Source organism: Arthrobacter sp. CAN_A212 (assembly GCF_015752345.1).
Taxonomy (GTDB): domain Bacteria; phylum Actinomycetota; class Actinomycetes; order Actinomycetales; family Micrococcaceae; genus Arthrobacter_D.
In genome coordinates this window covers 1-12,895 of record NZ_JADOUT010000032.1, presented here as the reverse complement: position 1 = coordinate 12,895, position 12,895 = coordinate 1, and the positions used below count along the sequence as shown (strand labels likewise).

The 12,895-nt window shown below is 61.9% G+C and carries 18 protein-coding genes and 1 pseudogene; 13 read left to right on the top strand and 6 right to left on the bottom strand.

What is annotated here, in order from left to right:
- Positions 1-82 precede the first annotated feature (82 nt).
- The 3 genes and pseudogenes from IWX64_RS17365 to IWX64_RS15765 form a co-directional block, all read left to right on the top strand.
- Positions 83-175, top strand: a pseudogene (locus IWX64_RS17365) (Lsr2 dimerization domain-containing protein); the annotation flags it as partial.
- A gap of 35 nt (positions 176-210) precedes the next feature.
- Positions 211-354 carry an Lsr2 family DNA-binding protein gene (locus IWX64_RS17360; RefSeq protein ID WP_395939874.1) on the top strand — a complete coding sequence of 48 codons (144 nt, stop codon included), beginning with the start codon at positions 211-213 and terminating at the stop codon, positions 352-354.
- Between the two features lie 5 nt (positions 355-359).
- Positions 360-596 carry a hypothetical protein gene (locus tag IWX64_RS15765; protein ID WP_196868078.1) on the top strand — a complete coding sequence of 79 codons (237 nt, stop codon included), beginning with the start codon at positions 360-362 and terminating at the stop codon, positions 594-596.
- Positions 597-1,086: 490 nt separating this feature from the next.
- Here IWX64_RS15765 and IWX64_RS15760 read toward each other — a convergent pair whose 3' ends face one another.
- Positions 1,087-1,770, bottom strand: a complete 684-nt coding sequence (locus tag IWX64_RS15760; protein ID WP_395939875.1) for a GAF domain-containing protein — start codon at positions 1,768-1,770, stop codon at positions 1,087-1,089.
- A 344-nt stretch (positions 1,771-2,114) separates the two neighbouring features.
- Between IWX64_RS15760 and IWX64_RS15755 the strand changes: the two genes are divergently transcribed.
- Positions 2,115-3,263 carry a LuxR C-terminal-related transcriptional regulator gene (locus IWX64_RS15755; protein ID WP_196868077.1) on the top strand — a complete coding sequence of 383 codons (1,149 nt, stop codon included), beginning with the start codon at positions 2,115-2,117 and terminating at the stop codon, positions 3,261-3,263.
- A gap of 22 nt (positions 3,264-3,285) precedes the next feature.
- Here the strand turns inward: IWX64_RS15755 and IWX64_RS15750 are convergent, their stop codons facing one another.
- Positions 3,286-3,999, bottom strand: coding sequence for a GAF and ANTAR domain-containing protein (locus IWX64_RS15750; protein ID WP_196868076.1), 714 nt, complete (start codon positions 3,997-3,999; stop codon positions 3,286-3,288).
- A gap of 224 nt (positions 4,000-4,223) precedes the next feature.
- On the opposite strand from IWX64_RS15750, the gene IWX64_RS15745 reads away from it, so the two are divergent.
- The 3 genes from IWX64_RS15745 to IWX64_RS15735 all read left to right on the top strand — a co-directional run bounded on the left by IWX64_RS15745 (position 4,224) and on the right by IWX64_RS15735 (position 6,095).
- Complete coding sequence (locus tag IWX64_RS15745; RefSeq protein WP_196868075.1) at positions 4,224-4,733, top strand: hypothetical protein; 510 nt, start codon at positions 4,224-4,226, stop codon at positions 4,731-4,733.
- 364 nt (positions 4,734-5,097) lie between these two features.
- Positions 5,098-5,481 carry a hypothetical protein gene (locus tag IWX64_RS15740; protein WP_196868074.1) on the top strand — a complete coding sequence of 128 codons (384 nt, stop codon included), beginning with the start codon at positions 5,098-5,100 and terminating at the stop codon, positions 5,479-5,481.
- 59 nt (positions 5,482-5,540) lie between these two features.
- Complete coding sequence (locus IWX64_RS15735; protein WP_196868073.1) at positions 5,541-6,095, top strand: hypothetical protein; 555 nt, start codon at positions 5,541-5,543, stop codon at positions 6,093-6,095.
- A gap of 11 nt (positions 6,096-6,106) precedes the next feature.
- Here the strand turns inward: IWX64_RS15735 and IWX64_RS15730 are convergent, their stop codons facing one another.
- From IWX64_RS15730 to IWX64_RS15715, 4 genes are read right to left on the bottom strand one after another with little or no spacing between them, the layout of a single operon-like run.
- Positions 6,107-7,162, bottom strand: a complete 1,056-nt coding sequence (locus tag IWX64_RS15730; RefSeq protein WP_196868072.1) for a glycine betaine ABC transporter substrate-binding protein — start codon at positions 7,160-7,162, stop codon at positions 6,107-6,109.
- Positions 7,162-7,890, bottom strand: coding sequence for an ABC transporter permease (locus IWX64_RS15725; protein ID WP_395939876.1), 729 nt, complete (start codon positions 7,888-7,890; stop codon positions 7,162-7,164). Before IWX64_RS15725 ends, IWX64_RS15730 begins: the two co-directional genes overlap by 1 nt.
- A gap of 50 nt (positions 7,891-7,940) precedes the next feature.
- Entirely contained in the window at positions 7,941-9,197 is a 1,257-nt protein-coding gene (locus IWX64_RS15720; RefSeq protein ID WP_196868071.1) for an ABC transporter ATP-binding protein, read from the bottom strand.
- Positions 9,190-9,831, bottom strand: a complete 642-nt coding sequence (locus IWX64_RS15715; RefSeq protein WP_196868070.1) for an ABC transporter permease — start codon at positions 9,829-9,831, stop codon at positions 9,190-9,192. The genes IWX64_RS15720 and IWX64_RS15715 overlap by 8 nt, the downstream gene beginning before the upstream one ends.
- Before the next feature lie 290 nt (positions 9,832-10,121).
- On the opposite strand from IWX64_RS15715, the gene IWX64_RS15710 reads away from it, so the two are divergent.
- The 6 genes from IWX64_RS15710 to IWX64_RS15685 are packed head-to-tail and all read left to right on the top strand — an operon-like array spanning position 10,122 to position 12,846.
- Positions 10,122-10,640 carry an Asp23/Gls24 family envelope stress response protein gene (locus IWX64_RS15710; RefSeq protein ID WP_196868069.1) on the top strand — a complete coding sequence of 173 codons (519 nt, stop codon included), beginning with the start codon at positions 10,122-10,124 and terminating at the stop codon, positions 10,638-10,640.
- On the top strand, positions 10,637-10,828 hold the full coding sequence (locus tag IWX64_RS15705; RefSeq protein ID WP_171585501.1) for a DUF2273 domain-containing protein: 192 nt from the start codon (positions 10,637-10,639) through the stop codon (positions 10,826-10,828). Before IWX64_RS15710 ends, IWX64_RS15705 begins: the two co-directional genes overlap by 4 nt.
- Complete coding sequence (locus IWX64_RS15700) at positions 10,825-11,205, top strand: hypothetical protein (protein ID WP_196868068.1); 381 nt, start codon at positions 10,825-10,827, stop codon at positions 11,203-11,205. Before IWX64_RS15705 ends, IWX64_RS15700 begins: the two co-directional genes overlap by 4 nt.
- Positions 11,202-11,783, top strand: a complete 582-nt coding sequence (locus tag IWX64_RS15695) for a DUF6286 domain-containing protein (protein ID WP_196868067.1) — start codon at positions 11,202-11,204, stop codon at positions 11,781-11,783. Before IWX64_RS15700 ends, IWX64_RS15695 begins: the two co-directional genes overlap by 4 nt.
- Complete coding sequence (locus IWX64_RS15690; RefSeq protein WP_196868066.1) at positions 11,780-12,379, top strand: hypothetical protein; 600 nt, start codon at positions 11,780-11,782, stop codon at positions 12,377-12,379. The genes IWX64_RS15695 and IWX64_RS15690 overlap by 4 nt, the downstream gene beginning before the upstream one ends.
- Complete coding sequence (locus IWX64_RS15685) at positions 12,376-12,846, top strand: RNA polymerase sigma factor (protein ID WP_196868065.1); 471 nt, start codon at positions 12,376-12,378, stop codon at positions 12,844-12,846. Before IWX64_RS15690 ends, IWX64_RS15685 begins: the two co-directional genes overlap by 4 nt.
- Positions 12,847-12,895 lie beyond the last annotated feature (49 nt).

Sequence of the window (12,895 nt, the reverse complement as noted above, 5' to 3'; positions counted from 1 at the left end):
CCCCACGGCGGCGTGGATCAACCAGCCCCAACAAAGCGAGGTCCCCACACACGCCTAACCACTTAGCTGTGTCTCAAACGCCTTGACAGATTCCGATGGAGTCAAGTACGAAATCGACTTGACCACGGAAAATGCTGCCCAACTGCGTTCCGGGCTTTCTCAATACATGGAGAAGGGCCGTAGGCAGCTAGCAGCCGTCAGGGCCAGAGCATCCAGGCGACGCTCTCCCCAAGCCGCAAGCGCGAAGAACTCCAGCGAATCCGGCGGTGGGCACAAAAGAACGGCTATAATCCCAGCACGCGGGGCAGGACCTCACACTCAATCTTGGATGCCTACAACGAAGCTCAGAAGTGAGACACATGGACCACAACAGCAAAATCATGCCAGACGAATCATTCCCAGAGGATCTAACCGGCCTGGATGACACTGAGGTGCAAGTGCTCAACAGTAAGGTTCGACGGGAGCTGGACGCTGAATACCTCGATTCCAATCCCGAACCTGAAACCGAGGGACGCCTAGAAGAACTCACTGCCGAGCTCGACCGACGCGACGCGATGGCCCCACAGCCACCGCATGAAACAGATCAGTCTCCATAGCCTGGTCAACTGAAAAGTCGCCTGCCGTGTCGTAAACAAATCGTCAGCGGCACCATGCGGAACCGTGCAATCACTATCGGTTCCGCGTCCGGTAGATCCTTGGTGTCATAGCGTCGTAGCAACAACGTTCTCGGATGAGGGCGTTGCTGGTGGTGCGGAGGGTGTTGACGTTTGCGGATCGGGCGGACATTGCTGTCAGGGACCCAACCATACGGACCGGCAGATCGCGGTGGAGATCGGCAGAAATCACACGGTAGTATCCGGGGCGCTGTGACACCGACCAATGTTGGTCTTCCGATGAAAAGCACCGCAAGACCCAACTCTTCCCGCAGATGACGTCAACAATAGGTCAGTTTGGGTCGGCCTAAAATTCTCACGGCGGGTTCGGGTTGGGTTGACATAGTTTTCCTTAGGAATGCGGCAATGACCCGGCCTGCGAGGGTGGCGGATTACGTGAACCTGAGGTCAAGGATTTGTGCGCTGCATTTTTTTATGAGTTCGGCGACGGTGTGAAATCCAGCCGTCTTTCCAGCACCTCGAGGGAAGTTTCCCGTACTGTCTGTCCGTTCGCGAATGCGTGCCCCCGCAGCAGCAACAACCCGTCCGCGGCCGTACCTCCAGTCTGGGCGAGCACCATTCCCGTGGCCTGATGAATTTCCCTACGGAAAGGAGAAACATCAGCCTTATCATAGTTGTCCTCTGAAGGCGGGATCATGATGCGGCGCAGCAAACTCCACGCCGCCCCGTCCGCTAGACCACGAGCCGTCACCAGCTCAGATTCCCTCAACTCCCCGGGCGTGGTTCGGTAGAGTTCCACCACCCCAATATCCATGGCGCCAACGACCAGAGGGAAAACGAAGAGGGCCTGCACCTCCGTGTCGAGCAGCGCCTTTGCGAAGACCGGCCATTTCTCATGCGAGATAGAGCGCACGTGCGGAAGTAGGACAGGCATTCGGGAGCGAGCGGCCTCCCACCGCGGACCTTCCCCCAAATCGAACTGCAACTCCTCCAACCTAGCCGCGAGCACGTCACTTGAACACAAAGCGGTCTCCTGCACGGAACCACTAAATGCTGACAATGCAGCCCCCGACACCGGGAGAGCTTCGATGAACGATGCGCACAGGGTTGAACTCAACTCCTCTAGCCCGGAAAGCATCTCCTCGCTCACCTGCATACCATCTGGGTTCTGATGACCGGACAGTGGGACCAGCACAGCATCTTCTTCGCCCTTCCTCGGACAACGCGATTGATCGTAAAAGCCCAAACTTGGGTCCGATTACTACCCGATTCTCAGTTTAGTCGCAGTCCAAATCAGTCGTGGGGCACGTAATCAACTTGTACGTTCCATTACTTCCCCTTCTCTCGAAGCTGCGGCGCAGCACCGATGCATTATGGTGCCAGCCACCCGAGGCGTGAATTCGATTTTCTTGACACACCGCTGGTGAACCAGCATGCTGGGAATGCTGCCCCAGCCCCTGGCACAGAACCGATACCGCCGTGCGCCATCCAGGGAGCCTCATGAAACAGACAGACGACAACCCGTCCCATTCCACGCTTCGGCGTGTCTCGTCAGCCCCGACGGAAACGCACCACCATTCCGTGACTTCCGGGACTTCCGGGAAAAGGAATCTCAGCGATCGCGAGGCGGTAATCGCGGTGTGGGTAGCGAATGGCCTCACCTGCGAAACCATCGCCTCCCGCCTATCAGTCCCACTCGGAACAGTCGAACAGCACCTAGATCAGGCGCTCGAGATCCTCGGCCTCCCAGACACCGAAGACCTCACCTATACAGTCGTAGCATCGCACTACCATCGCAACGCACCGACCGCTCCGAACGGTCCTGAACAGCCAGCAGTGGATCCGTCAGATCATGTGGAGAGCCCCTCCGGAGAGTTATCACGCCCGCTCTTTAGATCCATCCCCGTGTCTCCATTGAACGTACCTGATGTCTCCCGACACGCCATCACCGGAAACCACCTGAACTCGTTGGTGGCCCTCGATGCAGCCGAAGAGCTACAAACCCCGGATCAGGAACCCGCCCGGGACACCGGTCCTTCCTTGATGGCGAGCACTTCTCCTGCTGATTTGCTGAGAGCTGTCGGAGAAGGAGACAGGGTGGCTTTCTCCCATTTTTACCATCTGACAGCCACCCGCGCTTTCCGCATGATCTCAAATCTGGTCGACCATTCAGACCTGAACCTACAGATCATGCAGGACACCTATGTTGAGGTCTGGAAGAGAGCTAAATCCTTTGACGCGGCGAAGGATTCGGCAATGTCGTGGGTGGTTGCTATAGCCCATCAACTGGCGGTCGAGGCGTTACACGAACGCTTAAACTCATCTGACGCACAATCAGAGCCTGCAGGATTCGACGGAACAGACCTCTGGTCTGACCCGTCCGGCGGCCACCGCAGCCGTGGGGGCCCTCTCGTCGAACAAGCACAAGTAGCACAAGAATCCACACACAGGGCTGTTGATGATGTGAGCGTTCTAGAGCGCGAATGCCTCAATGCGGTGTTCCTGAGGGCAATGACTTATCAGGAAGCATCAGCCGCGCTGAGGTTACCTTCGTCGACGGTAAAGAAGAACATCCGCCAGGGCACAGCGCATCTGGAGAGGATAAGGGAAGCCTCAGCAGCAGTACTCCCGGCGCGCAGCCCCGGTTAGCCTAAATTCTGGGAGGTACGAGCTAGAGAGTGAGGCGACGGTCGACAACGTCTGTGGCTGTCTCCTGCAGGGACTGCTGGTGGGATCGGGCGTAGGTGCGTAACCGGTTGAACGCTTCACTCATATCTACCGACGACGTGTGCGAAATGACGCCTTTCGCCTGCTCAATAATGATCCGGCTGTTCAGGGCACGCTGCAGCTGATCGTTTACAACGTTGCTTTCCCGGATGTTGCGTTCATGGAGGAGGCTGATGGTTGCGACATCCGCTAGTGCCTGCCCAATCACGGCGTCTTCTTTGTTAAGTGCACCAGTTATCGTACCGAAAAGCCCCATGGCCCCGATCGCCCTGCCGTGAATACGCAGCGGGATGGCGTGGACCGACAAAAACCCCTGCGAAAGGGCCGCTTGCTGGAACCCCGGCCAACGCCCGGCCAGGTTACGAATGTCATCAATAGTGACCACAGTCTTTGATTCAAAACACTCAACACAGGGACCCTCTCCAGCCTGCAGCTGGAGGACTTCCACGAGCTGCGACTCCTCGCTGGTAGAAGCCAGTACCTGAAGCTCGCCATTGCGATCCGCCAGCAGCAACCCGGCATGGGCTACATCGAGCAGACCAACACATTCCTCCACCAGAGTGTGCAACAAATCCAGAACATCATAGTCCGCCACCAACGTGTCGGCGAGCTTCACGAAAGCGGAACTCACCCGTTCCGGACGGGAAATCGTGACCATGCACCAAGTCTACGTTATCGTCCTCCCTCGCCCGGGACTGCTGACGATCCGCGTGACACTTTCCCTTGCCTCGGCGGAACGCCGAATAACAACGCATAAGTAATGCTGACGATCACCCGGTCTCAGTCGCGACGCAGCACGTACCAGGCCGACTACTGAGCGCTTCCGCGCCCGATAAATGAGCCAGTCTTACGCGGGGTGTCCGTGCTGGTTACGCTGAGGGCATGAACGCCATCGAACGGGCCAAAGTCGGCAAATGGGAGAAGGTCCAATACCTGGTCTTCCTTGGTGTTTTCTTCCCAGCGTTCCTGATCTGGGGGTTGCTGGATGGCCTCGGCTTCAGTCTCTGGGCTCGGACCGGGATCACACTCTTCATTTACCTCGGGCTGTCGTTGCTGCTGAATCGGCCTGCCGCGGCCGAACGCCGGCGGCGGCTTGACTCCGAGTTCGAGCAGGGCATCTTCGACTGCGCCATCCGGTTCGCAAATGCGTCGCCCGGCTCGCTCCGGGACATGTGGGAAAACGGTGCCGCACAGCAGAAAGGGCAGGAACTAGACTTTCAGACGCAGATGGGTGACCTACAGCCTTCACCGGCTGGCCGGAAGCGGACCTACGCCATTCTGGAAGTTGTGGACCGGGTCAAGCCGGTCAAAAAGCCACTGGGCTGGCACCGTGGGTGGTCTATTGCCGTACTACGGACCAACAAAGGAATGATGCATCTCGCAGCTGGATGAAGACGCTCTGGCCCGTATTGAGGAAGCCCATTCAACGTCGACTGCTGACAGTCCTCAGCCCAGCGAGTAGACGGGCAACAGAAAGAATCGAAACCGCAAGAATTCTGCTCGGCTGGTCAATACTTCCGCAAAGCTACGACCCGATAACATCCCACTATGTCAGCTTGACCAGATGTGCCGTGGAACAGCAGTTCACCCACAGGTGGACGGCTTTGAGCTCACTCCTTCGGGCTCCACCCGCCCACAGGTGGATGATCTGAATGCAGCCTCCTCCGGCCCTCAGACCTTCCCGATCGGTGGATTTATTGTCGCTTTCAAGGGGAAAGAAAGTAGATTGGATTGGGTAAGCAAGGGAGCCTGAATCATGAGCATCGCAACCACCACCGGCACAGCCCACGCCAGAACAGCCCGACTTGGCATCCGGGAGATCGTCCGGCGCCTCAATGCGGCGTTGGGCGCCACCCTGGTCGCAGCCTTGGCCGGCAGCAAAGACCGGCGAATCAGCTACAAATGGGCGCAGCAGGACGGGTCGAACCCTAACGCGGCTGCGGTGAAGCGTCTCCAGTTCGCTTACGCCCAATGGATCCTCGTCTCTGAAGCCGAAGGTGAACATGTGGCACGGATGTGGTTCATCGGCGCCAACCCGTGGCTTGACCACGATTCACCGATCGACGCGATCCGGGACGATAAGTTCCGTGAGACCGCTGCTGCGGCCGCCGCCATGGTCGACGATGGGTTCATTGGTTGATGCGGACGTGCGGAAAAACGGGTTTGGCCCTGGTGGACGGGCCGGGCACGGCCTACCGTGTGGCCAAGGCATCCTACGGGCCTCTGAATCCGCAAGAGCGCGGGCTCCTCAGCGATGAACGGTCCCTGTGGTACCGCTTCGATACGCCCGGGCGAACGATCTACGCGGCCGAAGACGCGAAAACGGCGCTGCTTGAAGCGCTGTCATGGGCACGGATGACCACCTCACACGATGCGTACCTGAGAAAGACCGCAGCGTTCTTCGGCGAACCCATAGAAACTATCCGGCAGGAAGTCGAAGAGCAGTGGCACGCCAACGGTCACATGATTCCGGGGTGGATTCCCGCGAACTGGCGTGACGGACGCCTGCTGTACTCACTGCAGTTCGAGCCCGGCCCCTGGGTTGATATCGCCCACTCCGAGACCCTCACAGCACTCAACGGAGCGCTGGGCAGTCTGCTGTACGAAGTCGAGGTGGAAGAAACACTCACGTTGGCTGAAGTCACCAGCGGCCGCCGGGAAGTCACGACCATCCCATCATCATGGATCCGGGACCAGGTCCTCGATGATGGGTCATATCCGATGGGCATCCGCGCGCCGGTGCCGGTTCCCTAGCTGCCGGTTGTTTAGTTGCCCGAGCCGAGCAGCCCGTCGGGTTCGGAGATGAAGCCCTGCTCCACCATGAAGTCGAAGGCCACGTCGGCGGGCTCCTCACCTTCGACGTCGACGCGCAGGTTCATGGCCCGCAGTGCTTCGTCGGTCAGCGTCGGCGCAATAGCACCGAAGACCTCCTCCAATCCCGGGAACTGCTCGAGTGTCTCGGTGTAAAAAACGGGGGCCGCGTTGTAGGCGGGGAAGAAGCCCTGGTCGTCCTCGAGGACGGTGAGGTCGAGCGCGTCGATCCGCCCATCGGTGGCGAACACTTCACCGAAGTTGCAGTCCCCGTTATCGGTGGCCGTGTAGACGGCACCGGTGTCGAAGATGCTGATGTTGTCATCAGGTACCCCCTCAGCCGTCCCCCGCTCCATCCCGTAATGGGCCAGCAGCGGGTTCATGCCGTCAGGCCTTGAATTGAACTCCGCCTCAACGCAGAACGTTCGTTCCTCGACCGGCAGCTCGGCGATCTCGGAAATGGTGCTGATGCCGCCGAGTTCCTCAACTGCCTCGGTACGGACAGCTATCGCATAGGTGTTGTTCAGGGGTGCGGTGTCGCCCCAGGTGAGGCCGTTGCCCAGGTCGGCTTCATAGACGGCAGCGAACTGTTCCTCCTGGTTGGGGAAACCCTCGGTCATACCCAGGTAGGTGAGCCAGGCAGTCCCGGTGTACTCCCAGGTGACATCCGCCTGGCCAGCGAGGATCAATTCACGGACAGGTTGGCTGCCAGGAACGTTGGTGAGGTCAGTGACGTCAAAACCCGCCGCCTGGCCTGCCAGCACCGAGATTTTGCCCAGGATTAGCTGCTCGGTGAAGTTTTTCGAGGTGACGGTCAGCGGTTCGCCGTCGGCAATCTCCTCGATACTTCCGGGCCCCGCCAGGGGTACGTAGGAGGTGGCGGGCTGCAAACCGCAGCCCGAGGCCAGCAAACCGGCGGATAGGATGGCTGCGGCACCGGCGACACGGCGGGTCAGGGTGCCGGACTTCGCAGTAGCTGAAGCCACAGTTGGGGCGGTGCGCAAATGCATCAGAGTCCTTTCGGGCGGGCGACGTGTTCGACGACGCGCCCAATCCAGTCGACCAGGAGGGCCAGGAGTGCCACGAGGACAGAGCCAACAACGAGGACGCTCACCAAGTTGAGGTTCACTCCGGTAATGATGAGAATGCCCAGTCCGCCACCGTTGATGAACGCTGCGAGAGCCGCAGTACCCACCAAAAGCACCAGGGCGGTGCGAATACCGGCGAGCATCACCGGTACTGCCAACGGCAACTCCACCTTGAAGAGGACGGCTGAAGCGCTCATGCCCATTCCCCGCCCGGCTTCGACGAGCCGTTCGTCCACCTGGTTGATGCCGACCATGGTGTTTCGCAGGACCGGCAGCAGAGCGTAGAGGACCAGCGCGGCGATGGCTGCGTTGAAGCCGAAACCCATCCAGGAGGCGAGCAGGACAATCAGGCCGATCGCCGGTGCCGCCTGCCCGATGTTGACGACAGCCAACACCGGCCCGGTGTAACGGCGGAACGGTCCACGGGTCAACGCGATGCCCAGCGGGATAGCAACGACCAGCACAATCACCGCTGACACAGCCGTTAAGGCTAGGTGTTCGAGTGTGTAACCGAGCAGCGAGTCGGGGTTCAACGTGTTGAGCTCGGTCTCCGAAAGATCATCGTTCAGTGCCCAGATCACCAGAATGGCTAGGGCCGCGAGAATTCCCGCCAATTGGTAGACCAGCGGACGCCAGGATGGTCCCGCTATGTCCGACTGTGCGGACAGGGCCTGGGGCGTCGGGGCCGATGCAGTAGTGCTCACTGATCGGATCCTTCGTCGACAGCCTGCATGGTGCCGGTATTGACTCCCACAGGGCGTCCGGACGAGTGCGCCGACCGGGCATGGGTGTGGGCCCTCCCAATAGCGTCCATGACCGTCACCACGTCGATCACGCCCAGGAAGGTATCACGCTTCCCTGTGACCAGTGCCGCACCGGCACTGGAAACGAGCATGGTGTCCAGCGCGTCGTTAAGGGTGGCCCGGTCGCCGACTACCGGGAGTTTGGCGTCGGTGTCGTCGCTGATCCGGTCAATCCTCGTGAGCTGGCGGCGGGTGAGCCACTGGATGGGGCGGTTTTTCCCGTCGACAATTACCGCGTGGTCGTGCTGGGCTGCGTCGAGCCGTGAGAGGACGTCGCTGGCGAGGTCGCCGCTGGTGGCCACCACTGCTTCGGCGAGGTCAACCTCGTTGACCCGGGTGAGGGTGAGTTGCTTCAACCCGGCGCCGGAACCGATGAAGTTCTCGACAAACTCGTTCGCCGGGTTGGCGAGGATCCGTTCAGGGGTGTCGTACTGCACCAGGTGGGCACCGTCAGTGAAAATGGCAATCCAGTCGCCGAGCTTCACCGCCTCGTCGAAGTCGTGGGTTACGCAGACGATGGTCTTCTGCAGCTCCGCCTGGATGTTCAGCAGTTCATCCTGCAGGCGCTGTCGGGTGATGGGGTCCACCGCGCCGAATGGCTCATCCATCAATAGCACTGGTGGGTCGGCGGCGAGTGCGCGTGCCACGCCGACGCGCTGCTGCTGGCCGCCGGAAAGCTCCTTGGGGAAGCGGTCCCGGTACTGTGCCGGATCCAGTGAGACCAGCTCCAGTAGTTCATCGACTCGTGCGGCGATCTTGTCCATGTTCCAGCCGAGCATCTTCGGCACGATCCCGATGTTGGCTGCGACGGTCATGTGCGGGAACAGCCCCCCAGCCTGGATAACATAGCCGATCCGGCGTCGGAGGCTGTCGCCGTTGATATCGGTGACGTCGTCGTCGTCCAGGACAATGCGTCCCTCCGTCGGCTCGATGAGCCGGTTGATCATCTTCAGTGTGGTGGTCTTACCGCAGCCCGAGGGGCCCACCAGCATGATGATTTTGCCCGCGGGGATCTCGAGCGTGAGACCGTCTACCGCTGGGGTGTCCTGGCCCGGATACCGTTTGGTGACTTTGTCCAGCAGGATGCTGGCCCCGGTGATGGCGTTCCCGGGTGTCCCGGAGTCGTTGGTTGCTGTGGAAGTGGTCTCAGACACGGATACCTCGCGGGGTGGTTAGTCGGCCAAGGCCGATGAGCAGGAGATCGAGCACGATGGCAAGAATGACGACGGCGATGACGCCGGTGCCAACTGATTCGATGGCGTTGGCGCCGCCCAGGCGGGACAGGCCGGAGAAGATGAAACCACCCAGGCCAGGGCCCAGTGCGTAGGCGGTGATGGCAGCGATGCCCATGACCATCTGTGCCGAGACACGGATGCCGGCCAGGATCACTGGCCAGGCCAACGGGAGTTCCACCTGCATGAGGGTGCGGAAGCGGCTCATACCGATTCCTCTGGCGGATTCGACCACGGCCTTGTCGATTCCCGTGAGTCCGACCACCGCGTTACGCAGGATAGGCAGCGCGGCGAAGAAGGTGACAACGATCACGGCCGGAGTGACACCGAAGCCGAAGGGGGCGATCATCAGCCCGATAAAGGCGAAGGAAGGAATGGTGAGGCCTACCGCTGAGACGCTGTTGGCAAGCGATCTGAAGAAGCTGCTGCGATAAACCAGGGCTGCGATACCGACGGCGAGAAGGGTTCCGAGGATCAGGCATTGGACCACCAGGGAAAAGTGCTGCCAGCTGGCGAACAGGATTTGAGGCAGCCGGTCTCCAAAGAAATCCAACAAATCAATACCCTCTTCACCTTGGTTACGTAGCAGCCCGCAGGCACATGGTCGGAAATTTCACGGCACGTTGAATTGCCTCTAAGCCACCCTAGACACAGCAATGTAAAGGAACCATCACGCGACGGTCACGGTTTGCCGTCAATGCCAGCGTGAGACACATCACCTTTAATGGACCGTGACCTTTGCTCCGTTAGGAGCGTCTTACTTGCAGGAGCGCCTTTGAGGGCGACCCTGCATCACCGATCCCCCCATCAATCCACCTCACGACAACACCATCAAGGAGCATCACGATGAGCACTCAGCCCCAGGACAAGTTGCCCACCACGGCCAGCCCCACCCCCGCGGTCGCCAACCGTCGGCCCGCCACTGCCGCTGCCACGGCACCCGCCGGGAAGAGCCAGCACGATGGGGACCGTGGCGCCACGTCGATCGCCGACAACGTGGTGGCGAAGATCGCCGGCATTGCGCTCCGTGACATCCCCGGCGTCTACGCCCTCGGCGGCGGAGCTGCCCGCGCCCTCGGTTCGATCCGCGGCGCGGTCGGCCAGAAGGAAGACCACACCCGGGGCATCAGCGTTGAGGTCGGCCAGACCCAGGTGGCGGTCGACGTCACCCTGGTCGTCGAGTACCCGCACCCGCTCAAGGACGTAGCGGACCAGGTCCGCGATGCCATCTACTCCGCCGTCGAGGATCTCGTCGGGATGGAAGTCACCGAAGTGAACGTGACCATCAGCGACATCCACGTCCCGGGTGATGACACCCGCGACGACGACGCCGAGTCCGCCCCGACCGAATCCCGCGTCTCGTGAGCCCCACGACAGCCGGTATCGCCACCGGAGCGACCCTGGCCTTCGCCGCGTTGATCTTCGGTTTCTGGGGTTTCGTGCTGGTCGCCGTCTTCATGGTGATCGGAGCCGTTGCCGGACGCACCGCAGAAGGCAAGCTTGACCCAGGCTCGGTCCTGGATGCCCTGCGGGGCCGGCGTTCGGCCTCATGACCGCGACCAACCGGGGCGCCACCGCCACGGGACGCACCGGGCACACCCGGATCACCAAGTCGGCGCTGACCCACACGGCCGAGGCCGTGGCGGCAGCCGCCTTCGGTGTCCCCCGGAGTGAGGTGCGGGTCGCACTGGCCGACGACGGCGGCGCCCTGGGCATCACCGTCTCGGCCCCCCTCCCCGCTCCCACCCTCCTGCAGGCGGCACAGGATGCTTCCGCGGTGGAGGACGGCGGCGGAACGGTGTTTGACCGGGCAGCACACGCCCGGAACGGTATCCGTGAAACAGCCCAGCAGGTAACCGGGGCCCGGGTAGGCCGGATCGACATCCGACTGACCGGAATCCGCCCCCCTGCGGAGAGGAAACTGGCATGAGCGAAACACTCCACACCCGCCGGCTTCTGCGCCGCGAAACGCACTCCTCCCGTGCCGTGGCGTCGGTGAGTGCCGCCGTCGTCCTGCTGGCTGGACTGGCATGGCTGGGCACGGAGGCCGTTCTGTCAGTGGTGAACCAGCCCCCACTGATCATTAGTCCGCGGCAGCTGCTCGAGTGGGCGGCTGGCCTGCCCCAGACCGTCCTCCCCTGGGGGTTGACCCTGGCCGGCCTGGGACTGATTCTGGTTGGGCTGCTGGTGCTGCTGGTCGCCCTGACGCCTGGCACCAAGCCCCTCCATGTGGTGGGCCGGGACCGGTCAGCAGTGGTAGTGGATTCGGAAGTGATCGCTTCTTCCATGTCCCGCCGCATCCGCCAGGAGGCAGGGCTCGACCCGGAGCAGGTGTCCACCCGGGTGGATCAGCGCCGCATCACCGTTGACGTCCGTCCGACCAGCGGGTCTCCCCTGGACGAAATGCTCATCCGCGCGGCAGTCGAGGACGAACTATCCGGGTACGGAATCCGCCCTGAACCGGCCGTGAGGATCAACATCAGGCACGAAGGAGCGTTAGGCATATGAGTTCCACCCATCGCTGGCTCAACCGGACCCTCCTGGTCCTGCTCGGGCTGGTTCTTCTCACCGTCGGTGCGCTCACCGCCGCTGCCGGCCTGCTCCCCGCGGTTGCCAACACCTGGACCTCCGTGGGCACTGCGGCAGTGGACGGACTCCCCAGCGTTCTGGCGGCCGCTCCCCTGAACGCTGAGACCAGCTGGTGGACCATCGCCGCGCTGGCCCTCGTGGTGGCGTGCGCCGCCCTGCTGATCGGGTGGATTGCCTCGCAAGGAGGTGGGCGCACCAGCACCGTGGGGCAGCAGGACACCGAAGCGGGCACCACCACCGTCGAGACATCCCTCGTGGCGGACGCGCTCCGCTCGAGCCTCGAAGGCAACGGGCAGATCCTGTCCGTCGGAGTGACCTCCTGGCGGATACGCCGGCAGACCGGCCTGCGGATCCGGGTCCAGCCGCGCCGCGGGGCGTCTCCGGCAGCTGTGGTGGCCGCAGCCGATGAGGCGATCAGCGGTCTGGACACCCTGTTGGGCGTTCGCCACCCGATCCTGGTCAGTGTCCACTCGGGCACCCGGGCGCGGCTCACCCGAACGCGGAGAGTCGATTGACCCCCTTGGCCCGCCCCCGCCTGAACCTCGACGATGCCCACGATTCGTTTCTCGTGGAGCGGGCCGCGGACGGCGACGTTGCCTCCTTCGAGGCTCTGGCACGCCGGTACGGGCCGCTGATGCGCGGGTACGCCCGGCGGCTCACCGGTTCGGCGGCGGACGCTGACGACGCCGTGCAGGAAAGCCTGCTCCAGGCCTGGAACCAGCTTGGCGGCCTGCAGGATGGCGCGGCCGTGAAGCCGTGGCTCATGCGCATCTGTGGCCGGAAAAGTATTGACCTGATCAGGAAGCGCCGGCAGGTGGACGACCTTGACGACGTCGAACCGCCCGATCGGGCACCCGGTCCGGAACGGACCGTCGAACAGGACTCGCAGATGCAGTCCCTGGTGGCGGCACTCCGGAAGCTCCCTGCAGAGCAGCGCCCTGTCTGTCAGCATTGGGTGAGACACCGCCACTTTTCCCACTGACTCCTTAAGGGCGAGATTTGGAAACCGATTCCCTGTGAGCACCGCACTT